General features: G+C 73.3%; 20 protein-coding genes. 13 read left to right on the forward strand and 7 right to left on the reverse strand.

Annotated features, from left to right (window positions below; translation table 11 throughout):
* Window positions 1-17: 17 nt before the first annotated feature.
* Together flgG and ACOOHE_RS05600 are read right to left on the reverse strand one after the other, a co-directional pair.
* Window positions 18-800: a flagellar basal-body rod protein FlgG gene (gene flgG, locus ACOOHE_RS05595; RefSeq protein ID WP_420456814.1), complete on the reverse strand. Its 783-nt coding sequence runs from the start codon at window positions 798-800 to the stop codon at window positions 18-20.
* Between the two features lie 84 nt (window positions 801-884).
* The gene (locus ACOOHE_RS05600) at window positions 885-1,604 is read right to left on the reverse strand and encodes a flagellar hook-basal body protein (protein ID WP_420456815.1); all 720 of its coding nucleotides are present in this window, start codon (window positions 1,602-1,604) and stop codon (window positions 885-887) included.
* A 370-nt stretch (window positions 1,605-1,974) separates the two neighbouring features.
* Here ACOOHE_RS05600 and ACOOHE_RS05605 point away from each other — a divergent pair, with 370 nt between their 5' ends.
* The 5 genes from ACOOHE_RS05605 (at window position 1,975) to ACOOHE_RS05625 (ending at window position 6,188) form a co-directional block, all read left to right on the forward strand.
* Complete coding sequence (locus ACOOHE_RS05605; protein ID WP_420456816.1) at window positions 1,975-2,460, forward strand: hypothetical protein; 486 nt, start codon at window positions 1,975-1,977, stop codon at window positions 2,458-2,460.
* 253 nt (window positions 2,461-2,713) lie between these two features.
* Window positions 2,714-3,892: an aminodeoxychorismate synthase component I gene (gene pabB / locus ACOOHE_RS05610; protein WP_420456817.1), complete on the forward strand. Its 1,179-nt coding sequence runs from the start codon at window positions 2,714-2,716 to the stop codon at window positions 3,890-3,892.
* Window positions 3,889-4,512, forward strand: coding sequence for an aminotransferase class IV (locus ACOOHE_RS05615; protein WP_420456818.1), 624 nt, complete (start codon window positions 3,889-3,891; stop codon window positions 4,510-4,512). The genes pabB and ACOOHE_RS05615 overlap by 4 nt, the downstream gene beginning before the upstream one ends.
* Window positions 4,513-4,669: 157 nt before the next feature.
* On the forward strand, window positions 4,670-5,281 hold the full coding sequence (locus tag ACOOHE_RS05620; protein WP_420456819.1) for a DUF937 domain-containing protein: 612 nt from the start codon (window positions 4,670-4,672) through the stop codon (window positions 5,279-5,281).
* An 88-nt stretch (window positions 5,282-5,369) separates the two neighbouring features.
* On the forward strand, window positions 5,370-6,188 hold the full coding sequence (locus ACOOHE_RS05625; protein ID WP_420456820.1) for a polyphosphate kinase 2 family protein: 819 nt from the start codon (window positions 5,370-5,372) through the stop codon (window positions 6,186-6,188).
* A gap of 221 nt (window positions 6,189-6,409) precedes the next feature.
* Here ACOOHE_RS05625 and ACOOHE_RS05630 read toward each other — a convergent pair whose 3' ends face one another.
* The 4 genes from ACOOHE_RS05630 to ACOOHE_RS05645 form a co-directional block, all read right to left on the reverse strand.
* Window positions 6,410-7,855, reverse strand: a complete 1,446-nt coding sequence (locus ACOOHE_RS05630; protein WP_420456821.1) for a DUF4157 domain-containing protein — start codon at window positions 7,853-7,855, stop codon at window positions 6,410-6,412.
* Between the two features lie 422 nt (window positions 7,856-8,277).
* Window positions 8,278-9,198: a BadF/BadG/BcrA/BcrD ATPase family protein gene (locus ACOOHE_RS05635; protein WP_420456822.1), complete on the reverse strand. Its 921-nt coding sequence runs from the start codon at window positions 9,196-9,198 to the stop codon at window positions 8,278-8,280.
* Complete coding sequence (locus ACOOHE_RS05640) at window positions 9,195-11,273, reverse strand: penicillin acylase family protein (protein ID WP_420456823.1); 2,079 nt, start codon at window positions 11,271-11,273, stop codon at window positions 9,195-9,197. Before ACOOHE_RS05640 ends, ACOOHE_RS05635 begins: the two co-directional genes overlap by 4 nt.
* 159 nt (window positions 11,274-11,432) lie before the next feature.
* On the reverse strand, window positions 11,433-13,079 hold the full coding sequence (locus ACOOHE_RS05645; protein WP_420456824.1) for a helix-hairpin-helix domain-containing protein: 1,647 nt from the start codon (window positions 13,077-13,079) through the stop codon (window positions 11,433-11,435).
* A 303-nt stretch (window positions 13,080-13,382) separates the two neighbouring features.
* Here ACOOHE_RS05645 and ACOOHE_RS05650 point away from each other — a divergent pair, with 303 nt between their 5' ends.
* The 8 genes from ACOOHE_RS05650 (at window position 13,383) to ACOOHE_RS05685 (ending at window position 20,645) form a co-directional block, all read left to right on the forward strand.
* Complete coding sequence (locus ACOOHE_RS05650) at window positions 13,383-15,080, forward strand: S41 family peptidase (protein WP_420456825.1); 1,698 nt, start codon at window positions 13,383-13,385, stop codon at window positions 15,078-15,080.
* A 714-nt stretch (window positions 15,081-15,794) separates the two neighbouring features.
* Window positions 15,795-16,562, forward strand: a complete 768-nt coding sequence (locus tag ACOOHE_RS05655) for a MotA/TolQ/ExbB proton channel family protein (protein ID WP_420456826.1) — start codon at window positions 15,795-15,797, stop codon at window positions 16,560-16,562.
* Window positions 16,563-16,653: 91 nt separating this feature from the next.
* Window positions 16,654-16,920 (forward strand): hypothetical protein, encoded by a 267-nt coding sequence (locus ACOOHE_RS05660; protein WP_420456827.1) that lies wholly within the window; start codon window positions 16,654-16,656, stop codon window positions 16,918-16,920.
* Between the two features lie 60 nt (window positions 16,921-16,980).
* Window positions 16,981-17,532 (forward strand): ExbD/TolR family protein, encoded by a 552-nt coding sequence (locus ACOOHE_RS05665; RefSeq protein ID WP_420456828.1) that lies wholly within the window; start codon window positions 16,981-16,983, stop codon window positions 17,530-17,532.
* 88 nt (window positions 17,533-17,620) lie between these two features.
* On the forward strand, window positions 17,621-18,073 hold the full coding sequence (locus tag ACOOHE_RS05670; RefSeq protein WP_420456829.1) for an ExbD/TolR family protein: 453 nt from the start codon (window positions 17,621-17,623) through the stop codon (window positions 18,071-18,073).
* 211 nt (window positions 18,074-18,284) lie between these two features.
* Window positions 18,285-19,304: an isocitrate/isopropylmalate dehydrogenase family protein gene (locus tag ACOOHE_RS05675; protein WP_420456830.1), complete on the forward strand. Its 1,020-nt coding sequence runs from the start codon at window positions 18,285-18,287 to the stop codon at window positions 19,302-19,304.
* A 43-nt stretch (window positions 19,305-19,347) separates the two neighbouring features.
* Window positions 19,348-19,764: a DUF4293 family protein gene (locus tag ACOOHE_RS05680; RefSeq protein WP_420456831.1), complete on the forward strand. Its 417-nt coding sequence runs from the start codon at window positions 19,348-19,350 to the stop codon at window positions 19,762-19,764.
* A complete protein-coding gene (locus tag ACOOHE_RS05685) occupies window positions 19,764-20,645 on the forward strand; it encodes a DMT family transporter (RefSeq protein ID WP_420456832.1) in 882 nt (293 codons plus the stop codon). The genes ACOOHE_RS05680 and ACOOHE_RS05685 overlap by 1 nt, the downstream gene beginning before the upstream one ends.
* Before the next feature lie 12 nt (window positions 20,646-20,657).
* On the opposite strand, the gene ACOOHE_RS05690 is transcribed toward ACOOHE_RS05685, so the two are convergent.
* On the reverse strand, window positions 20,658-21,767 hold the full coding sequence (locus ACOOHE_RS05690) for a glycosyltransferase family 2 protein (RefSeq protein WP_420456833.1): 1,110 nt from the start codon (window positions 21,765-21,767) through the stop codon (window positions 20,658-20,660).
* Between the last annotated feature and the right edge of the window lie 242 nt (window positions 21,768-22,009).

Below are 22,009 nucleotides of genomic sequence, written 5' to 3' on the forward strand. Positions count from 1 at the left end.
AGTCCACCCAGCCCCGGTCATCGCTTGACGCCGTTGGCGATCTGGAGCATCTCCTCACCGGCCTGCACCATCTTCGAGTTGAGCTCGTAGGCCCGCTGGCTCGCGATGAGGTCCACCATCTCCTGGACCACGTCGACGTTGGACGCCTCCAGGAACCCCTGGTGGACCGTGCCGACGCCGTCCTCGCCCGGGGGCGCGACGATGGGGTCGCCGCTCCCCTCGGTCTGGGCGAACAGGTTGCCGCCGAGCGCCCGCAGGCCGGCCGGGTTCTGGAACCGCGCCAGCTCGATCTGGCCGAGCTCGACCGGCTCCGTCTCGCCCGGCAGGAGCGCGCGGACGGTCCCGTCGGCCTGGACCTGGACGTCGAGCGCGTCCGGCGGGACCTCGATGCCGGGCTCGACGGTGAACCCGCTCTGGGTCACGAGGAGCCCCTCGGCCGTCAGCGTGAAGGCGCCGTCGCGGGTGTACGTCCGGGACCCGTCGGGCATCTGGACGGCGAAGAAGCCGGCCCCGTTGACGGCGAGGTCGAGCGCGTTCCCGGTCTCGCTCAGCCCGCCCTGGGTGAACGTCCCGACGGTCGCGACGGCGATGGCGCCGTGGCCGAGCTGGAGGTCGGCCGGGGGCGCGGCCCCGTCCTCGCCGCCGGCCGCGCGGACGCGCTGGTACAGCAGGTCCTGGAAGGCCACGCGCGAGCGCTTGAACCCGGTCGTGTTGGCGTTGGCGAGGTTGTTCGCCGTGTTGTCGACGCTGAGCTGTTGGGCGCTCATGCCGAGGGCGGCGGTGCGGAGGGCGCGGAGCATGGGGTCAGGGCAAGGGGGAAGGGGCATGAGGCAGGGGGCCAGGGCGACGGGCCTCCTGCCCTACGCCTCACGCCCCTTGCCCTTTTAGAACGTGCCGAGGTCTCTCGTGACGGCGGCCAGCGTGTCGTCGGTCGTGCGGAGCGCCTTCTGCTGGGACTCGAACAGGCGGACGTGGGCCATCAGGTCGACCATCTCGCCGACGGCGTCGACGTTGGAGGTCTCCAGGAAGCCCTGGCGGACGCGGGCGCCCGCGGGCCGGGTCTCGACGCCGGTCGCGTCGAACGTGGCCGCGTCGAGCCGCGTCAGCCCACCGGGGTCGTCGACCTCGACGACTTGGACGCGGCCCACGGCGACGCCGCCGACCGACACCTGGCCGGCCGTGGTGACGACGACCTCGCCACCGGAGGGCGGGACCGTGAGCGGCGTCCCGTCGTCGCGCAGGAGCGTGTGGCCCTGGGGCGAGCGGACGGTCCCGTCGTCGGCCAGCAAGAACTCGCCAGCGCGGGTCAAGCGGGGCCGGCCGTCGGCGCCCTGGATGGCGAAGAACCCGTCGCCGTCGAGCGCGAGGTCGAGCGCGTTACCGGTCTGCGTGAGGGCGCCCGGCTCGAGGTCGGCCACCTGGCCGGCCACGCGCGTGCTCTGGGGCGCGCCCTCGGCGTCGATCCGCTCGCGGAGCGCGGTCGCGAACGCCTGGTCGCGGCGGTACCCGACGGTGTTGGCGTTGGCGAGGTTGTTGGCGACGCGGTCCTGGCGCTGGGCCAGCTCGGCCATCGAGGCGGCGGCGTTGCGGAGTCGGAGGAGCATGGGAGGAGGGGGCCGGGCTCGGACCGTCTGCAAGTGCCCTGCCGGTCCGCCGAGGCCGATTCCGGCCCGTACGCGCGCCTCGGCCCGGAACGGCCTGCCTCCGGCGGGAACGGGTTTCCGGCCGGCCGAGCGCGTGCGCCTCCGGAGCCGGGCCCCCCTCCGCCGGGCGGAAGGCGGCCCCCGCCGCGCGATGAAATGGATCTCACTCTGAGCCGCTGGTCCCAATTCCTAATCGGGCGGCGGCTGGCCTCGGCAAATGGAGCGTTGCCGTGACATCTCGGCCCGGTGAAGCGCTTCCGGTGGCCGTGGTAGCGCCGGTTGCAAGAGCGTCGGGCGTCCCGGTCACCCCCTCCCTTCTCGCCGCCCGTCCATGTCCAGCCCGTCCAAGTCTCCCGCCTACGTCGAGGCGATGATCCGCGAGGCCGTCGCCCACGTCGAGGCCTGCATCCGCACGCCGCTCGCCGACCTCGGCTACGCCGGCCCCGAGTCCGGCCTGACCCTGACCGACGGGCAGCACGACTTCCTCGCCGGCTACGTGTGGGGCGGCCTCCAGCGGCTCCTGGAGCTGGGCGAGCTGACGTCGGAGGCCGACGTCGAGCGCGCGGCGAACCGGCTCTACGCCCGGCTTATCGGCCCCTTCGACCGGGACATGAGGCCGTGGCACACCTGGGTGGTCCGGGAGGGGCTCCAGCACATGCAGCGGCCCCACACGCTGCTCGGCTACTGCGCCGGCCGCGGCGACGTGATGGAGCGGATGCGGGCGCAGGAGTTCCGGACCGCGCTCGGCCCGGCCCTCGCCAACCTGACCGAGGCCGACCTCGGGCCCGAAGACACCGACGCCCAGATGGGGCGGTAGGAGACCCACGTCGCGGGGTCCCGGCCCGGGTGCCACGAGACCGAGGACGGGGGACGGGAACGTCCGGCGGTCCCCCGAAGGTAGAGGGCGCAACACGGGTTACGAATGGGGAGTGTGGGAGGGGACGACGCCACTACCCTCCTCCTCCCACCACGACCCCCACACTCCCCACAGATCGGCATCGGGGAACGAGGCGCGAGGGTCGGGGCTACGTGCCCGGCGCCCGACGACCCGGGCGCTCCTCCCCGCGCCCGTGCTCGCTGCCGCCCTCCGCTGCCCCGGCACCGTCCTGCTCGACGGCCCGCGCCCCGATGCCGACACCGGCCGCCAGGGCGCGCGGCTGTTCGCAGACCCCATCCGAGCGCTAACCGCGCGGACGGCCGCCGAGGTCGGCCCGCTCCTCAGCGCGCTCGACCGGGCGCTGGCGGAGGGCCACCACGTGGCCGGGCTGCTGAGCTACGAGGCCGGCGCCGCGCTCTCCGGCGGCCCCGTCGCGGACACGGTCGCCGGCGGGCCGGTCCCGCTCGGCTGGTTCGGCGTCTACGACGCGCCGGTCGACGTGCCACCCGACGTCGTCGACGCGGCCCTCGCCGCCGCGGGGCCGGCCACCGTTGCCGCGCCGACGTTCGCCCTCTCGCCGGAGGCGTACCGAGCTCGCGTGGCCGCCATCCGCGCCCACATCCGGGCGGGCGACGTGTACCAGGTCAACCTGACGGCGCCGGTCCGGTTTTCGACCGACGCCGACCCGGTCGCCCTGTTCGCCGCCCTGCGCCGCCGTCAGCGGGTGGCCTACGGCGCGTTCGTCCGGCTCGACCGGGCCGCCGTCGCGTCGGTCTCGCCCGAGTTGTTCTTCCGGGTCGACGCCGGGCGCACGATCACGGCCCGGCCGATGAAGGGGACCGTCGGCCGTGGCCCGTCGCCCGCCGCCGACGACGCGCTGGCGGACGCGCTCCGGGCCAGCCCGAAGGACCGCGCCGAGAACCTGATGATCGTCGACCTCCTGCGCAACGACCTGTCGCGGGTGACGGAGCCCGGGAGCGTCCGCGTGCCGGCGCTGTTCGAGGCCGAGCGGTACGAGACCGTCACCCAGATGACGTCGACCGTGGCCGGCGACCTCCGCCCGAACGTCGGGCTGGGCGACGTGCTCCGGGCGCTGTTCCCGTGCGGCTCGATCACGGGCGCGCCCAAGCTCCGCGCGATGGGAATCATCCGCGACCTCGAGGTCGGCCCGCGCGGGGTGTACTGCGGCGCCATTGGCGCGGCGTCGCCGGACGGGACGGCCGCGTTCAACGTCGCCATCCGCACGGCCGTCGTCGCCGACGGCGAGGGCCGCTACGACGTCGGCAGCGGGATCGTGTGGGACAGCGACGCCGGCGCCGAGTACGCCGAGTGCCTCCTCAAGGCGCGCGTGCTGACGGACCTGGCGCCGTGAGCGCGCCCCACCTCTTGGAGACGATGCGGGCCGAGGGCCGGGCCGTCGCTCTGTTGGACCGGCACCTCGCCCGGCTGGCGTCGAGCGCCGAGGCCCTCGGCTACGCGCTCGACGCCGAGGCCGTCCGCCAGCGCGTCGAGGCCGAGGCGCGCGCGGCGGACGGCGTCCGGGGCGTCCGCCTGACGGTGGGGTCGGCGGGCGACGCCGAGGTCGCGTCGTGGGCGCTGGGCGACGTCCCGTTCCGAACGGCCTGGATCGACCCCGAGCCGTTCCCCGACGCCGGGACCTGGCGCTGCGTCCACAAGACGACGGCGCGCGATCCCTACCGCCTCCGCCACGAGCGCGCCCGCCAGCGCGGCGCCGACGAGGCCATCCTCGTCAACGGCCGCGGCGAGATCACCGAGGGCACGCGGACCAACGTGTGGGCAGAGATCGGCGGCCGGCTGTGGACGCCGCCGCTGGCGGCCGGTGGGCTGGCGGGCGTCTTCCGAGCGCACGTGCTGGCGACGGACCCCCTCGCGGGCGAGCGCGTCCTGACGCCGGCCGACCTCCGGGCCGCCGACGCCGTGTTCCTCTCGAACGCCTTGCGCGGGTGGATGCCGGTCGCGCTCGCGGGCTGACGACCGTGGCTCTCGCCTCGAAAGAGAGGGCACGGCACGCCGTGCCCCTACGGCCGCGGTCGTCGGCGCCTGGCCCGCCAGCCCCTGCGGTTGCGGTCGTCGGCACCCGGCCCGCCGAACCGGCGTACCCTGCCGGACCCGCTCAACCCCCCTCCCCATGAACACCATCCTCGACCTCCTGGCCGACCGCATCGGCGGCGACAACGTGGGCCAGATCGCCAGCGCCATCGGTGCCGACCGGGGCCAGACGCAGACGGCCGTGGCCGCCGCGCTCCCGGCGATCCTGACCGCGCTCAACCGCCAGACCAACACGACGGCCGGCGCGCAGGGCTTGGCGCGCGCGCTGGAGCGCGACCACGACGGCTCGCTCCTCGACCACCTCGGCGGCTTCCTCGGGGGCCAGGTCCAGGGCAAGGCGGCCGACGGCGGCGGCATCCTCGGCCACGTCCTGGGCGGCCAGCGCCAGACGGTCGAGCAGGGCGTGGCCCAGGCGTCCGGCCTCGACATGGCCCAGGTCGCCCGGCTCCTCCCCATCCTGGCGCCCATCGTGATGGCCGCGCTCGGCAAGCGGAAGCGGCAGGCCGGGCTCGACGAGGCCGGCTTGTCGGGCATCCTGGGCGAGGACGCCACGCGCGCCCGCCAGGCCGCGCCCTCCGGCGTCATCGGCGCGCTCTCCGGCTTCCTCGACCGCGACGGCGACGGCTCCATCCAGGACGACCTGCTCGCGAAGGCCGGCCAGGCCGCCCTCGGCACCCTGTTCGGCCGGTAGTCAGGAACGAGGAAAGGGGGACGGGGAACGAGCAGATGGCTCCGTCCGGTCCCTCTGCCCGTTCCCCGTTCCTCATTCCCCGTCCCCCATGTCCCTCGACCTCGACCGCTACCGCATCGCCCCCGGCGACACCGTCCGCCTCTCCGAGCGGCCCACCGACGACGACGGCGGGCTCGACAAGGACGAGGGGAAGGACCGGCTCGACGACAACGTCGACCGGGCGCGCGACCTCCAGGAGCGGCTCTACGCCGAGGATGAGCGGTCCGTCCTGTTCGTGTTCCAGGCGATGGACGCCGGCGGCAAGGACTCGACGACGGAGCACGTGTTCGGGCCGATGAACCCGCAGGGCGTCCGCGTGGCCAGCTTCAAGGCGCCGAGCACGTTGGAGAAGAGCCACGACTTTTTGTGGCGGGTCCACGCCAAGGCGCCGGAGCGCGGGATGATCCGCGTGTTCAACCGGTCGCACTACGAGGACGTGCTCATCGTCAAGGTCCACGGGTGGGCCGAGCCCGACGTGATCGAGCGGCGCTACGATCACATCCGGAACTTCGAGGCGTTGCTCGCGGACGCCGGGACGCGCGTGGTCAAGGTGATGCTGAACATCTCGAAGGACTACCAGCTCGAGCGGTTCCGCCGCCGCCTGGAGCGGCCCGACAAGCATTGGAAGTTCAACCCCGACGACCTCGACGAACGCAAGCTCTGGGACGACTACATGCGGGCGTTCGAGGTGGCCATCGAGCGGACGAGCACCGAGGCCGCGCCGTGGTACGTGGTCCCGGCCGAGACGCGGTGGTACCGCGACCTCGTCGTCAGCCAGATCTTGGTCGATACGCTAGAGGCGCTGGACCCGCAGTACCCCGAGCCCGACTTCGACCCGGCCGACTACCCGCCGGGCTCCATCGAGTGAGGCGCGCCGGAGAAGCGCGTTGATGCCGTCGTGATCGGGGCCGCTAGACCCTTCCGCCCGCAGACCAACTCTACAGAGTCGGAGCGGTGTTCCTCCCTCCCGGGGCGGGACAGCGGCGCAGACCCGGGACCCTCAGGACGGACGCCCGCCCAGCTCGGACCCGACAATGCGCGCGCGCCCGGCACGAGGCGGACAGGTCAGACAGAGCACGGGCCCGGAGGTCAGTGGTACCACTCTCTCACCTGATCGATTCCGAACCTGTCCACCACCTCCTCGAGACGGTCCGCAGCGGCGTCTTGGATGTCCTCGATCTCGCCCTTGGAGACGCCGACGCAGTGGGCTTTGGCCGAGAGCATGTCGAGACGGTGGCCGAAGACGTCCAACTCCAATTCGGAGTACGCCTTCTTCGAGTGCTTCTTGACCCCCTGCCGGAAAATGTCGTAGTCGATGTCGTGGAGGTCGGCCCCGATCCTGCCCAACTCGAAGTCGAGGTCCATCCCTGGCGGGAGCTTCACGCCGTGGAGCTCATACACCCTCGACACGGACTCCGTGCCGATCTGCCACTCGTGCGTGATCGACGTCTCGGGGTCCATCACGATGACGTGGAACCTTGGGTACCCGTGCCCCCCGCCTGTGCACTCGGGCACCTCGACCTCCCTGCGCGGCGCCTCGGCGGCCTCTAGCACGACCACGGGCACGTCGGCCGGGTGGAGGGACGTGACAGGACTCCGGAGCGAGGCCTGGATGGGCAGGTCGTAGAGCAGGTACCTCGCGACCCGGTACACGTCGTCGCCTCCGTTGAGGTCGAACCGGCCGCGGACCATGTCGTCCATCTGCCCGATGGTCCGGTACCCGTTCCGCTTGCACTTAGCGACGACGCCGCTGACGAACGCGCCCTTCGAGTTCCGCTTGAGGATGGACGTGACGTCACCCCCCTCCTTGGTGACGCCGAGGGCGTCCTCCCCGAACGTCTGCTGCCGGCTCCGGACCGCCTGGGCCATCTCGAACAGGCGGTCCTGCGCGGGCTCGTTCACTTCGAACTCCGCCGGCGACAGGGCGAGGACCCAGTTGTCGATGACCCCGGGCAGCCGGGGCCGGTCCTGCCCGGGCTTGGGCACGGCCGGCGGTGCGCTCGCTGGCGCGAGCGGCCCGCGCTGGACGGCGAGAGAACCCGCAGACGCCCCCTGCTGGACCGTGTGCGCGAGCTCGTGGGCGAGCAGTCGCCGACCGTCCGGCGAGCCCAGCCGGTACTCTCCGGCCCCGAACACGACGTCATGGCCGACCGCGTACGCCCGGGCACCGACCGCGCTCGCCGACGCTGCCGCGAGCCCGTCGGTGTGAACGCGGACGGCGCTGAAGTTCCGGCCGAACCCGGCCTCCATCGCCGCGCGTGTGCCGCCGTCGAGCGGCCGGCCCGGCGCTGCCAGCGCGCTCTCCACCTCCGGCGGCGCGTCCTCGGACCCCGCGGGGCCGTCTACTCGGGACGAGAGCGGCGAGAACGCGCGCGGCGTCCGGGACCTACTCACGACGGCCTCCGCCGCCCGGTCGGCCTCGCGCTCGTAACGGTCGCCAGCAGGGCCGACGCGGAGCTTCGGTTGAAGGCCGAGCGGTCGGTGGCGGCGGCACTCGGCGCACTCGGCCGCCGGGCCGAGTGGTCTACCGCACACGCACGCTCGCCGGAGGCTGCTCCGTGTCGGGCCGTCCGCGGCCGAGGGTGCTCGCTGACCGAGGTGCTTCGTCGTCATGCCTAGCCGCTCGCGCAGGTTGAGGGGGCATCTGGGCCGCGCTCTAGGCCGAGAGCCCGACTCGCGCCGGGCAGGTCCAGGCGTCGAGGCCGCGCCGTGCCAGAAGAACTCTACTAGGATAGGGGGCGGACATCAGAGACGCAATGTCGGGTCGGCGGGCGCGGCCTCGGGCCTGTGAACGAGGGGGAGCCGCCCAGCGGCGGTCCACCTCGCACTCTCGACGACCCCTCCCCAAGTGGATTCCGACTGCTCCAACTCAGTCGGACTCCGACCACAGAGCGCCGCGCCGCGCGTCCGGGTTCCTCTCGTGCCGCGGCTCTTGGCCTGGAATCGCCGCCGCTACGCTACGAGGCCTCCGCTCTACCGTCGGCCAGCGCCCGGGCCATGGCGAGGGCGCCCTCGACGGGCTCCGCCTCGCACGGGCCGACGGCCCACCCCGGGAGGTGACGGCCGAGCGCGGACTCGATGGCCTCCCGATAGGTGGCCTCGGTCGCGAGCCCGCCCGAGTACGCCAAGCGGTGGGCCACGCCGTCGCCCAGGCGCGTGGCGAGCCAGCCGGCCTGCGTCGCGAGCGTGTTCGTCTCGGCGCGCAGCGCGGCCTCGGCCGCCCAGTCGCCCGCGTCGACGGCGGCCAGCAGAAGAGGCGCGAACGCCGCCAGCGGCCGGCCCTCGGCGTAGACGGCCGTCAGCACCTCGTCGGCCGAGGCCAGGCCCCACGTGTCGGCGGCGAGGTCGGGCAGGGCGGAGGGCGGGCCGCCGTCGAGCGCGGCCAGGAGCGCGCGCAAGGCGGCCCGGCCGAGCGCGGCGCCGCTCCCGTCGTCGCCCAGGGCGGCCCCCCAGCCCCCGGCGCGGGCGGGCTCGCCGGCCTCGGTCCGCGCGAACACGAGCGAGCCGGTGCCGACGAGGAGCAGCGCGCCGCTCTCCGCGCCCCAGGCGGCGTGGTAGGCCACGTCGGCGTCGTGGGTGACGACGAGCGGGGCGCCGCCGAGGGCCGGGCGGAGCGCGTCGGCGACGGCCCGGCGGACGGTCTCGCGGCCGGCCCCGGCCAGGCCGACGGCGACCCCGCCCAGCGGGCCCCCGCCGACCGCCTGCCGCGCCTCCGCGACGAGCGCCGCGACGACGGCCGCCGCCGCCTCGGGACCGTCGCGCAAGGCCTGGGCCGCGGGCCCGGCGAGCCCGACCGGCGCGCTCTGGCCGTCGGCCGTGGCCAGGGCGGCCGTCTTGGTGCCGCCGGCGTCGACGCCGACGTAGACGCTCTCGTTCATGAGACGATGGGCAAGAGGCGGAGCCGCTCGGCCGGCAGCGGGGCCGACGGGTCGAGGACCAGCGGCGACCCGTCCGGGCCCGTCCCCATGTCGACGATGTCGGGGGTGAGCTCGCGCCGAGCGGGCGAGAGGACGGCGACGCGGCCCGTGCGGAGGTCCGTCCGGACCGTCCAGGCCGCCAGCCCCGGCTGGGCGCCCTCGAACACGACCGAGGGGCCGGGCAGAAGCGATGTCGGGTGGCCGCCGGGCGCGCCGAGCGCGTCGCGGAACCGCCGGGCCGCCGCCCCTCTTCGCTCGCCCAGGACTGGATAGCGCGGGCCCCCCTGGAGGCGCCCCCACCGCCAGTCGGTCGGTCGCGGGCCGTAGCGGTCGCGGAGCTCGGCCCGGGCGATCCGCAACGTCGACGGGAGCAGGGCCACGTCGAGCGAGTCGGCGGGGTCGGGGAGGTGGCCGGTAAAGTCGCGGTGGGCCACGAGCCACCACTCGAACAGGGACGGGGCGATGCCGTCGGCGCGGTAGGCGCCGTCCCACCCGTTGAGGTAGGAGTACGGGCCCTGCAAGACGTCGGCGAGCGAGTCGCGCGCGCCCAGGCCGGCGAGCAGGCCCGGGAGCTGCCGGCGGGCCCACGCGCTGGCCACCTCGCGGTCGGCGGGGCCGACGGGCCGGGCGACCGGTCGCGACGTGTCGGCCACGGACGAATCCGCACGGGCCGTGCTGGTGAGGAGCGCCGCGGCTCGGCGGGCGAGCGAGTCTTGGGCGACGAGCGTGGCCACCCCGTCGCTCATCGCCACGCGCGGCGTCCCCATCACTCGCGTGTCGGCGCGGGTGGCGGCCAGGCCGGCGCCGTCGAACAGCACGAACCGGGGCGGGACGCGGCCGGCGCGGAGGGCCCGGAACGCGCCGAGGTCGGTGCCCAGCCGGAACCCGCGCCACCGGACGCGCCACCCGCTCCCGACGCCGGGCGCCGTGGTCGTGTCGGCCTCGGCCGTCGCGTCCCCGGCTGGGGTCGCCGATGAAGGCGAGGTCGCCGATGGAGACGGCGTCGGCGCGGCCGTCGTGTCGGACGCGGGCCGGTCGCGGCCGGCCCGCAAGACCAGGCCCGTCGTGTCGAGCGCGACCGCGAGCAGCGTCTCGTCCCCGTCGCGCTCGACGACCCGGCTGTAGAGCGGCGGCGGGGCGGGCCCGTCGTACCGTTCGAGGCGGAGGTCGGAGCCGAGGAGCAGGCCCCATCCGAAGCCGTTCGTCCACCCCCCGGGCGAGACGAGCGTGCCGGGGATCGTGAGCGCGACGGCCGCCTGGCCGGGCGTCCGGAGCACGGCCGGCGCCAGCAGCGCCAGGGCCGACGAGCCGGCCGAGACCTGCTGGACGAGCCGGCGGCCGGCGCCCCCGTCGGACACCACGTAGGCCCGGTCGTAGCCGCCGCCCGGCATCCCGAGGAACGCGCGGAACGACGAGTCGGCCGTGAGGAACCGGGCGACGGCCGAGTCGGCGCGGGCGGCGCGGCGCCAGGTCGAGTCGGCCGAGGGCGCCGGCGCGGCGAGGTAGGCGTGGAGCCGCTCGACGGCCAGGGCGTCCCACGGCGCCCACGGCTGGGGCACGACGTCGGCCAGGATGAAGGCGTCGCCCTGGGCGACGCCGGGCTGGGCGAGCGCGGCCGAGGCCCCGCGTGCGTAGGCGTCGAGGACGGCCCGGTCGGCGGCGGGCAGCGCCTCGTAGGTCCGCCGGCCCAGCGCCGCGAACCCCAACGTCCGCGCGTGGAGGTCGAGGTCGCGGGCGTCGCCGCCGAACCACTCGGCGAGCGTCCCGCGAGCGGCCTGGCGCCAGAGCGACACGGCCCAGCCGTGGTCGGCCGCGTGGGCGTAGCCGAGCCCGGCGGCGAGGGCGACCTCGTCGGGGCCCTCGACCCAGACCCGCCCGCTGTCGTCCCAGGCCAGCGTCACCGGCTCCGCGAGCCCGGCGATTTCGAGCGTCCCCTCGCGCGGCGGCTCGGTCCCGTACGCCAGCACGCCGACCGCGGCGGCGAGCCCGACGACGAGCACCAACACGACGCCGAGGGTGAGGAGAACGCGGGCCAACGGGGGGAGAAGGGGGGACGGGAAGCTACCGATGACCCGGGCCTACGCGCCCACCCCGCCGGCGCTCCCGGGGCGGAGGGCCGTGGAAAAGTTCCGGGCAACATCCGGCCGTCTCGCGCGCGGCGGACTCCGGCGCGGCCACCGTCCCCCGTCCCCGCCTCACGGCCTCCGCGCCGCGAGCCACGCCTCCAACTCGTCGGCCGACTTCGAGGTGAGCGAGTCGGCCGCCGTCAGGCCGCCCTTCTGGGCCGAGGCGACGCCCCAGCGCGTGTCGTCGAGCCCGTCGACCGAGTGGGCGTCGGGGTTGATCGAGACCGGGACGCCGCGGTCGGTCGCCGCCCGGACGAACCGCCAGTCGACGTCGAGCCGCCACGGGTTCGCGTTGAGCTCGACGGCCACGCCGTGCTCGGCACACGCATCCAGGACGGCGACGTGGTCGAGCGGGTAGCCCTCGCGGCGGAGCAGGAGCCGGCCCGTCGGGTGGCCCAGTACGTCGACGTAGGGGTTTGAGACGGCGGCCACGACGCGCGCGGTCGCCTCGTCCTCCGTCATCCGGAAGCCCGTGTGGACGCTCGCGACGACCAGGTCGAGCCGGGCCAGGAGGTCGTCCGGGTAGTCCATCGTCCCGTCGGTCAGGATGTCGACCTCCGACCCGGCGAACACGCGGACGTCGACGCCCTCGGCGGCGTACGTCTCGTTGAGCGTCTCGACGCGGCGGATCTGCTCGTCCATCGCGTCCAGGCTCAGGCCGTGGGCGATCTGCAGGCTCCGGCTGTGGTCGCAGACGCCGAAGTAGGTCAGCCCGCGCTCGCGCGCCGCGTCGCACATCTCGCGCAGCGTGTGGGCCCCGTCCGACGCCGTCGTGTGGTTGTGGATCGTCCCCCGGAGGTCGGCCGTGCGGACGAGCGTGGGGATGGCGTCGGCCGTCAGCCAGTGCGGGTCGTCGCGCAAGGGTGCGGGGATCGTGGGGAGGCCGGCGGCGCGGTACACCTCGTCCTCCTCGGCGTGGTCGGCCGGCGCCCCGTGGGCTGCGACGATGGCCTCGACGTGCGCGTCCGGCCCGGTCCGCTCCCACCACACGCGGCCGTAGGCGTCGGCGTCGGCGGTCCAGACGGTGAGGGGGAGGCCGATGGGCAGGGCGCCCTCGACGCGGTCCTCGTGGGCCCGCCCGCCCCCGAGCGCCTGGGCCACGGTCGCGGGCGTCCCGACGGCGACGAGGTCGATGGCGTCGACCACGTTGCACTGGCGGCGGATGGCGCCGGCCAAGTCGGCCCGCACGCCCGCGTCGCGCAGGCGCTGGCGGACGGCGAGCGCGGCCGTCGCGGCGTCGCGGAGGTGGGCCTTGCCGCGGTACGCCTTGAGTTGGTCGACGGCGTTGAGGATGTTCTCGACCGTCTTCGCCCCGAACCCCGGCAGCTCGGCCAGCCGCCCGGCGATGGCCGCCGCCTCCAAGTCTTCGAGCGACGTCACCCCGGCGTCCTGCCACAGCACGCGGACTTTCTTGACGCCGAGCCCCTTGACGCGCAGCACCTCGGGCAACCCGGGCGGCAGCGCCTGCAACAGCGCCTCGGTGCTCCCCATCGTGCCCGTCCCGATAAACTCCTCGATCTCGGCGACCAGTCCCTTGCCGATCCCTTTGACGCCGGCCAGGTCGCCCGCGGCCACCAAGCCCTCGACCGGCTCGTCCAGCCGCTCGACGGCCCGGGCGCCCGAGGCGTAGGCGCGGGCCCGGTACGGGTTGCCGCCGGTGAGCTCGACGAGGTCGGCGGTGAGCGCCAACTGGCGGGCGACGGCTTTGTTGGTCATGGGGGACGGGGGACGGGGGACGGGGGACGGGGGACGGGGTTCAACCGTGCGCCCCAAAAGGTTCCGCCGGGTCCGACGTAGGGGCGCGGCGTGTCGCGCCCTCGCCCCGTCCGGGCGCCAGACCCCGTCGCGTGCCGGGCCCGTGACCCCTGCCCGTTCCCATTTCCCCGTTTCCCAATTCCCGCGAGCGAAGCGAGCCTCCTACTTTTGTCGGACCGACGACGAACCGACACCCCGTTGCCCCGTACCCGCACGAACGCCCGCCCCCGGCCGTTGGGCCGGGCCCCGAACCCGCCGCACTCCATGCCCCAGATCCGCCTGACCCCCCTCCTCGGCGCCGGCCTCCTGGCCGTCGGCCTGCTCGCTGGCGTCCAGGTCCAAGACGCCGTCTCCGGCTCCGACGACGTGGAGCAGCTCCGCAAGATCGAGGAGGCCTACGAGTACATCACGCGCGCCTACGTCGAGCAGGTCGACTCGTCCGAGCTGGCCGAGGACGCCATCGAGGGGATGCTGGCTGGGCTCGACCCCCACTCGATCTACGTCTCGTCGGACGAGATGCGGCGCGTCCGCGAGAGCTTCGACGCGAGCTTCGAGGGCGTCGGGATCTACTACGAGTTCGTCGAGGGGCCCGAAGACGCCGACACGCTCGTCGTGCTCATGCCGATTGCGGGCGGGCCGAGCGACGAGGCCGGCCTCCAGCCCGGCGACCGGATCGTCGAGATCGACGGCGAGTCGTCGGTCGGGATCGACCAGGACGGGGTCCAGAGCCGGCTGAAGGGCCCGCGCGGGACGACCGTCGACATCGTGGTCAAGCGGCCGGGCTACCGCGAGCGGCTCGACTACACCATCACCCGGGACCGGATCCCGCTCAACACCGTCATCGCGTCCTACATGGTCGACGACCAGACGGGGCTCATCAAGCTCCAGCGGTTCGCGCGGACGAGCCACGACGAGGTCCGGGCCGCCATCCGCGAGCTCCAGGGCGAGGGCATGGAGCGGCTCATCCTCGACCTGCGCGGCAACGCGGGCGGGCTCTTGGACCAGGCCTACGAGATCGCCGACGAGTTCTTGGGCTCGGGCGAGATGATCGTCTACACCGAGAGCCGCCACCCGGGGAACCGGCGCCAGTACCGGGCCACGGCCGGCGGCGTCTACGAGGACGGGCCGGTCATCGTGCTCATCGACGAGAACTCGGCGAGCGCGTCGGAGATCGTGGCCGGCGCGCTCCAGGACCACGACCGGGCCTACCTTATCGGACGGCGGACGTTCGGGAAGGGCCTCGTCCAGCAGCAGTTCCCGATGACCGACGGGAGCGTGCTCCAGATGACGGTCTCGCGCTACTACACGCCGTCGGGCCGGCTCATCCAGACGCCCTACGTCGTCGGCGAGAGCGACGAGGACTACTTCGAGTCCAAGCGGACGTTGCGCGAGGGCGTCGAGAACGAGCTCGTCAAGACCGGCGGGGCCGTCGACGTCCGCGCGTTCCGGGCTCAGGTCCCCGACTCGCTCGTGTTCGAGACCGACGGGGGGCGGACCGTCTTCGGCGGCGGCGGCATCCTGCCGGACTACGTGGTGGCCGTCGACACGCTGGCGCCGGCGCTGCGGACGGTGATCGGGAAGAACCTCGACAACAGCTTCGCCCGGGTCGACTTGGAGCGGCGCGGCGACGCCTTCCGCGAGCAGTGGGAGGGGAAGGAGACCGAGTTCGTCCGGAGCTACCGCCTGTCCGACGCCGACTTCGAGCGGTTCCTCGACTACGTCGCGAGCCAGGGGACGCCGGTCGTGGCCGAGCGGCCGGACGACGAGGACGAGGACGTCCTGGTCCGCAGCGAGGCGGTCGCGGCCCGGTCCGACATCGAGACCCGCGTCCGGGCGTTCATGGCCCGCCGCCTGTTCAACGCCGACGCCTTCTACCCGGTCGTCGGCCAGATCGACCCGGCGCTCCGCGAGGCGATGGCGCACTGGCGCGACGCGGTCACGCTGGCGCAGGCGGGGCGGTAGGCTCCGGCTCGTGTTTCTTCCGCGCCCCGCTGGCCTCGCCGCCAGCGGGGCGCGCTCGTTTGGGGCGTGGCCCTACGGAGCCTCCGGCCTGCCATGTGCTGCCCGCACCCATCCCCTCGTCATACCCGGTCTCCGGTTTTCCCCGTCGCCCCCTCCTTGTCATCAGGGCCATCGCAACCTCTCCCTCACTTGTCATCTTGAGCGGAGCGAAAGATCTCAACGCCGACGTTAGAGGCCATCGGAGCCGGCGCGACAGGTCTCGAAGTCCGAGGTGAGATCCTTCGCAGGCTCAGGATGACACGGTAGGCGAGGTTGCGATAGTCCCGCTTTGTCAGTCTGAGCGGAGGCCGTCTTCGGCCGGAGTCGAACGATCTCGCCGCTCGTCGTTGAGGGGCCGCCCACGACCGGGAGGCCGCGTCGAGTAGATCCTTCGACTCCGCTCGCTGCCGCTCAGGGTGGCAAGGGGACAAGAACTCCCAGATCCCGGCAACTCCCCGAGCGCTCGCGTGTCTGGGGGAGGACGGGACCCTCTCGGGGGCTCGCCTCGTCGGACTCAAGCCCCCGTCCTTCGTGGCGCGTTGACATTCCTGGGGGGCGGAGGGATATTGCCCCCCACGCCTGGCGCCCACCGCGTCGCTCCCTCTCGCTCGCACCGGGGCCGGCCACCGGCGGCCCTCCCGACCCCACCCGTTTCCCCACCCGAGGTACTCACCCATGACGCTTTCCGCCCTGCTCCTGCTGCAGGAGGCCGCCTCCGACGGCTTCGCCAACGACCTCGTCTACCGCTTCAACGAGGGCGGTAGCTACATGTGGCCCGTGCTCATCTCGCTCATCATCGGCCTCGCGATCGCCTTCGAGCGGATCCTGTCGCTGAACCGGTCCGACATCAACGCGCCCAAGTTCATGGCCCGCGTCAAGGAGGCGCTCGACAACGGCGGCGTCTCGGCGGCCGAGGACGTCTGCGCCAACACGCGCGGCCCGGTCGCGTCGGTGGTCCAGGCCGGCCTCACCCGGTTCGACGAGGGCATGGACGCGGTCGAGAAGGCCGTCGTGTCCTACGGCTCGATCGAGATGAGCTTCTTGGAGCGCGGGCTCGTCTGGCTCTCCCTGTTCATCTCGCTGGCCCCGATGTTCGGGTTCCTCGGGACGGTCGTCGGGATGGTCGAGGCGTTCGACGCCATCGAGGCGGCCGGCGACATCTCGCCGTCGCTCGTGGCCCGGGGCATCAAGATCGCCCTCCTGACGACGGTCTTCGGGCTCATCGCGGCCATCATCTTGCAGGTGTTCTACAACTACTGCGTGTCCAAGATCGACCGGATCACGGCCGACATGGAGGAGGCCTCGGTCGAGCTCATCGACTCGCTGGCGATGATGTCGGTCGGGCGCCCGGCGCTCTCGGGCCGCTCGGCCCGGGGCACGCTGCCGCGCCCGAGCGCCGAGCTCGGCACCGGCGACGACCTGACCGGCGCCGACCTCTCGTAAGCCTGCGGCCGGGGCCGCCTCGGCCCTCGGCAGTCCTGCGCCCGGCGCGCCCACGAGGGCGCGCCGCCGGCCCCCGCCAGCCCCTCCCCCGATGGAAACCATCCTCATCTACCTCGTCCTCGCCCTCATCGCCGTCTCGCTGCTGATGATGGTGGGGTTCGGGCTCAAGAACGCCGGGACCGTGCTCAGCCAGAGCAAGCTCGGCCTGGCCGCCTTCGCGCTGCCCTTGCTCATCTTCGTCATCGCCTACGCCGTCGACGGCACGGCGACCGGCGCCGCGGTCGCGACCGCGCTCGCGCTCGCGCTCTCGGGCTTCCTCGCCCTCCTGATCTCGGGCGCCAAGAGCCTGTTCTCGTAAGGCGCCGGTACGACCGGCCGCCGGCCCGCCGCCCTCTCCGCGGACTCCCCGCACGACCCCATGCCGCTCCTCAAGCCCCGCAAAAAGCGCGACGCCGAGATCCCGTCGTCCTCGATGGCCGACATCGCGTTCCTGCTGCTGATCTTCTTCTTGGTCACGACGACGATCAACGCCGACAAGGGGATCTACATGCAGCTCCCGCCGAAGCTGGACGACCAGGTGCCGCCGGAGATCAACCAGCGGAACCTGCTCAACGTCCTCGTGGCCGCCGACGGCCAGGTCTTGATCGACAACGAGGTGACGAACGTGGCGGCCATCCGCGACATCGTCAAGCGCCACATCTTGAACAACGGCCGCGAGCCCCAGCTCTCGGTCTCGCCCGACAAGGCGGTCACGTCGTTCAAGACCAAGCGCGGGTTGCCGTACGAGACCTACATCGCGGTCCTGGACGAGATCAAGTCCGCCTACAACGACGTCCGCGACGACGCGGCGCGCCAGGAGTTCGGGACCACCTACGGCGAGTACAAGGCCCGCCTCGACGACGAGGCCCCCGACGAGATCGCCGAGCGGTTCCCGCTCAAGATCTCGCTCGCCGAGCCCGACCCCGATTGAGTGAAGGGCGAAGGGTGGGGGTGAGACATCGCCCCGTCCCCTCATCATTCTGTGCCCGTCACTCGTCACCTTTTACGCATCACGCCCCATGTCCGCCCACTTCAAGAAGAAGAGCGCCAACACGAAGCAGGACATCCCGACAGCCTCGCTGCCGGACATCATCTTCATGCTGCTCATCTTCTTCATGGTGACGACCGTGCTCCGCGAGACGGAGCTGCTCGTCAACGTCTCGATCCCGCAGGCCGAGGCCATCGAGAAGATCGACCAGAAGCGGCTGATCCAGTACGTCTACATCGGGCCCGAGAAGCTCGAGACGGGCGGCGTCGGGGACCCCGCGGTCCAGATCGACGACGCCATCGTCCGTGAGATGTCGCAGATCCGCCAGGCGATGTACGGCGCGCTCCGCGACGAGCCCCGGACCATCGTCTCGATGCGGGTCGACCGGGACGTCGAGACGGGCCTGCTCTACGACGTCCAGCAGGAGCTCCGCGAGGCCGAGGCGCTCCGGGTCAACTACTCGACGTCGCGCGAGGCCGAGTAGTCGGCGACCACCGCTCGATTCCGCCGGGGCGTTCCACACGGGGCGCCCCGGTTTTTTGTCGGTGGCCGCGCCGGTGCCGTCGGTGGCCCATCGGTCGCCGTCCGTCCCGGGCACCTCGCCGGTGGCCCCGCGTTTCGCCCGGACTCCACGCCGGCCCGGCTCCGGCCCCGTCTAGCTTCCCCGCTCCCCGTCTCGCCTCCCGCTCCACGCCATGGCTTACTCCGCAACCCTCATCCCCGGCGACGGGATCGGCCCCGAGGTCGTCGACGCCGCGGTCCGGGTGATCGAGGCGACGGGCGTCGCGTTCGACTGGGACCGCCAGGAGGCCGGGATGGGCGCCTTCGAGGACACCGGCGACCCGCTCCCCCAGGCCACGCTCGACTCGATCGAGCGGACGCGGCTCGCGTTCAAGGGCCCGCTCACGACGCCGGTCGGGACGGGCTTCCGGAGCATCAACGTCCGGATCCGCCAGCACTTCGACCTGTACGCCAACGTCCGCCCGTGCGAGACGCTGCCGAACACGCACGGGCCGTTCGAGGGCGTCGACCTGGTCCTGTACCGCGAGAACACGGAGGGGCTCTACGCCGGGATCGAGTACTTCGACGAACGGAACCAGATCGCCGACTCGATCAACCGGATCACGCGGACCGGCTCGGAGCGGATCATCCGGTACGCCTTCGAGGACGCGCTCCGCCGGGGCCGCACGCGGCTCACGCTCGTCCACAAGGCCAACATCCTGAAGGAGACCGGCGGCATGTTCCTGGCCATCGGGAGGGAGATCGCGCCCGACTTCCCCGACATCGAGTTCGACGACCGGATCATCGACAACATGGCGATGCAGCTCGTCATCCACCCCGGCGAGTACGACTCGATCGTCACGACGAACATGTTCGGGGACATCCTGTCGGACTTGATGTCGGGCCTGGTCGGCGGGCTCGGCGTGACGGGCTCGGCCAACATCGGCGCCGACTGCGCCGTGTTCGAGGCCGTCCACGGCTCGGCGCCCGACATCGCGGGGCAGGGCGTGGCGAACCCGACCGCCGTCATCCGCTCGGGCGAGATGATGCTGAAGTACCTCGGCGAGGACGCCGCCGCCGAGGCCGTCCGCCGGGCGCTCCACGACGTCTACGCCGACCCGTCGAAGCTCACGCGCGACCTGGGCGGGACGGCCACCACGGCTGAGTTCGGCGACGCCCTGGCCGACCGCGTCCGCGCCCACGTCGCGGCGTAGCTCGCGGGCCGACCCACGCTCTCCACGCCCTACGCACATCGGAATGATCCAGCGCATCCAGTCCCTGTACCTCGTCGCCGGCGCGCTCCTGCTCGCGCTGTTCGTCGCCCTGGGCGACACGTGGGCCTCGGCCATCGCCGCCGAGCTCGCGTGGCTCGGGACGCTTGGCTACGCCCTGGCCGGGGTGACGGCCCTGGTGGCGCTCGTCGCCGTCGCCCTGTTCAAGAACCGCGAGCTCCAGCGGCGCGTGATCCTGGCGGCCCAGTGGCTCGACCTGGCGCTCGTGGTGGTGGTCCTGGTCGGGCTCTACCTCGCGTTCGACAGCTCGGACTTCGCGGCGCCGGTCGGCTACTACCTCGTCGCGATGCAGCCCATCGTGGCCTACGTCCTGCTGCGGATGGCGCGGCAGCGGGTGACGGCCGACATCGAGACAGTCCGGTCGATGGACCGGATCCGCTAGTGGGGCGGGCGCCGGCGCACGTCTGGGTGCTGGTCGGCGCCGGCCTCCTGGCCATCGGGTCGTCGCCGATCCTGATCCGGCTGGCCGGCGACGCGCCCGCGCTCACGCTGGCGGCGTGGCGGACGCTAGCGGTCACGGCCGTGTTCGCGCCGGTCGCGCTCGTGCGGTCGCGCGCCGAGGTCGCCGCGTTCTCCGCTCGGGACTGGGCCCTCGTGCTCGGGGCCGGCGTCCTGCTCGGGCTCCACTTCATGGCCTGGATCGTGTCGGTCCAGCTGACGAGCATCGCCAGCGCCTCGGTCCTGGTGACCACGAGCCCCGTCTTCATCGCCGTGCTCGGCGCCGTCTTCCTGTCCGAGCGGCCGTCGCGGCGGACGTCGGCGGCCATCGCCGTGGCCGTCGTCGGTGCCGTGCTGATCGGGCTGAGCGAGGGCGACGGGGCCGGCGTCTACCCGAACCCGGCACTGGGCAACAGCTTGGCGCTCGGCGCGGCCATCATGGTCTCGATCTACCTCCTGATCGGCCGGTCGGTCCGCCAGCGGACATCGTTCGTGGCCTACTTCGCGCTGCTGAACGGGGCGGCGGCCGTGACGTGCGTCGTCGGCTGCGTCGTCGCGGGCGTCCCGCTCGGGCTGTCGTGGCCCGTCGCCGGGCTGGCCCTCGCCATGGGGATCGGTCCCGGGCTGATCGGCCACGGCTCGTTCGCCTACGCGCTGAAGTACCTCCCGGCAGCGCTCATCGGTCTGCTGAGCCTGGCCGAGCCCGTGTTCGCATCGACCGTCGCGCTCGTCGCTTTCGGCGAGGTGCCGACGGCGCTGGGCGTGGTCGGCATGGCGGTCGTGCTGGCGTCCATCGCCGCCGTCGTCACGTCGCACGACGCTTGACGCCCGGCACCGCTACGGGCCGCCATCGCCGGGTGGGCCGACGGTGATCTGGACGTCGTCGTCGATGTAGAGGAGGCCGTCGATGATCGAGAATCCGGTCCGCCAGGCGTCGTCGAAGCGGTGGGGCGGGAGGTCCGAAAAGCGTCGCCGGCCCCGGGCGAAGTAGTCGAGGACGACGCTCCCCCGGTAGGGGGGGAGGACCGGCACGGCGTCGGTCGGCGGTGCGATCTGGGCGATCCGGACTCGGGCCTCGCGGCGGGCGCGGCGGATGGCCGACGCCTCGCCTCGGCTCCCGCCGATCCAGGCCCGGGCCGCGGCGACGGCGTCGAGCACGCGCCGCGCCCGGAGCGCGCGTCGCGCCTCCGGGGCCGGCAGGTTCTTGGCCAGCATCACCAGCCCGTTGCGGACGTTGTAGAACATCTTGCGCGCGTCGCCCCGGGGCAGCGACGCGCCGCCCAGGTGGTACACCTCCGACGCCGGCTCGACGCGGACGCGGCCCCCCATCCGCCAGAGCCGCCAGCACAGGTCGATCTCCTCCATGTGCATCCCGAACGACTCATCGAACCCGCCGGCCGCCTCGAACGCACCGCGCCGGACGACGAGCGCGGCGCCCGTCGCCCAGAAGACGTCGCGGGCGTCGTCGTACTGGCCGAGGTCCGGCTCCAACGTGTCGAACAGACGGCCCCGGGTGAACGGGTAGCCGAAGGCGTCGAGGAAGCCGCCGGAGGCGCCGGCGTACTCGAACCGCTCGCGGTCGGCGTGCTGGAGCAGCTTGGGCTGGACCGCGACGACGCCGGGGTCGTCGAGGGCGGCCACGAGCGGGCGGAGCCAGCCCGGCGGGACCTCGACGTCGTTGTTGAGGAAGCACAGGACCTCGCCCGTCGCCCGAGGCACGGCGCCGTTGTTGCCGCCCGCGAACAGACGGTTCTCCGGGTGCCGGACGACTGCGACCTCGGGGTGCATCTGGGTCAGCCACTCGGCCGTCCCGTCCTCCGAAGCGTTGTCGGCGACGACGACCTCGACGTCGGGGTAGTCGGTCGCCAGGACGCTCGGGAGGAACCGCTCCAGCAGCGCCCGCCCGTTCCAGGTGACGACGACGACCGAGACGCGGGGGAGGGGCACGGGGACGGACGCGGGGGACCGCGGAAGCTACCTCCCGGTCCCGGTCCGCCCTGGGGCGAGCGCATGCTACCGGCTCCCCCCGCTTCTCGGCCGGTCGCTGCGCTCCCAGGCCGACAAGCTGTCCCCCTCGCGTGTGAGGGGGACAGTCCGAGCGCCCGTTGAGCGGAGCGATGGGCGATCGGACGGGGGGAGTGCGGGCGGCCACGTCGTCCAGGTTTAGCATGCGCTCGCCCTGCGGTCCG

This window comes from Rubrivirga sp. (assembly GCF_965213695.1).
Lineage (GTDB): Bacteria > Bacteroidota > Rhodothermia > Rhodothermales > Rubricoccaceae > Rubrivirga.

Bases quoted from the DNA above. Each gene is read 5' to 3' on its own strand.
- flgG (WP_420456814.1), bottom strand. From the start codon at position 800: ATGCTCCGCGCCCTCCGCACCGCCGCCCTCGGCATGAGCGCCCAACAG.
- ACOOHE_RS05600 (WP_420456815.1), bottom strand. From the start codon at position 1,604: ATGCTCCTCCGACTCCGCAACGCCGCCGCCTCGATGGCCGAGCTGGCC.
- ACOOHE_RS05605 (WP_420456816.1), top strand. From the start codon at position 1,975: ATGTCCAGCCCGTCCAAGTCTCCCGCCTACGTCGAGGCGATGATCCGC.
- ACOOHE_RS05620 (WP_420456819.1), top strand. From the start codon at position 4,670: ATGAACACCATCCTCGACCTCCTGGCCGACCGCATCGGCGGCGACAAC.
- ACOOHE_RS05625 (WP_420456820.1), top strand. From the start codon at position 5,370: ATGTCCCTCGACCTCGACCGCTACCGCATCGCCCCCGGCGACACCGTC.
- ACOOHE_RS05635 (WP_420456822.1), bottom strand. From the start codon at position 9,198: ATGAACGAGAGCGTCTACGTCGGCGTCGACGCCGGCGGCACCAAGACG.
- ACOOHE_RS05645 (WP_420456824.1), bottom strand. From the start codon at position 13,079: ATGACCAACAAAGCCGTCGCCCGCCAGTTGGCGCTCACCGCCGACCTC.
- ACOOHE_RS05650 (WP_420456825.1), top strand. From the start codon at position 13,383: ATGCCCCAGATCCGCCTGACCCCCCTCCTCGGCGCCGGCCTCCTGGCC.
- ACOOHE_RS05655 (WP_420456826.1), top strand. From the start codon at position 15,795: ATGACGCTTTCCGCCCTGCTCCTGCTGCAGGAGGCCGCCTCCGACGGC.
- ACOOHE_RS05660 (WP_420456827.1), top strand. From the start codon at position 16,654: ATGGAAACCATCCTCATCTACCTCGTCCTCGCCCTCATCGCCGTCTCG.
- ACOOHE_RS05665 (WP_420456828.1), top strand. From the start codon at position 16,981: ATGCCGCTCCTCAAGCCCCGCAAAAAGCGCGACGCCGAGATCCCGTCG.
- ACOOHE_RS05670 (WP_420456829.1), top strand. From the start codon at position 17,621: ATGTCCGCCCACTTCAAGAAGAAGAGCGCCAACACGAAGCAGGACATC.
- ACOOHE_RS05675 (WP_420456830.1), top strand. From the start codon at position 18,285: ATGGCTTACTCCGCAACCCTCATCCCCGGCGACGGGATCGGCCCCGAG.
- ACOOHE_RS05680 (WP_420456831.1), top strand. From the start codon at position 19,348: ATGATCCAGCGCATCCAGTCCCTGTACCTCGTCGCCGGCGCGCTCCTG.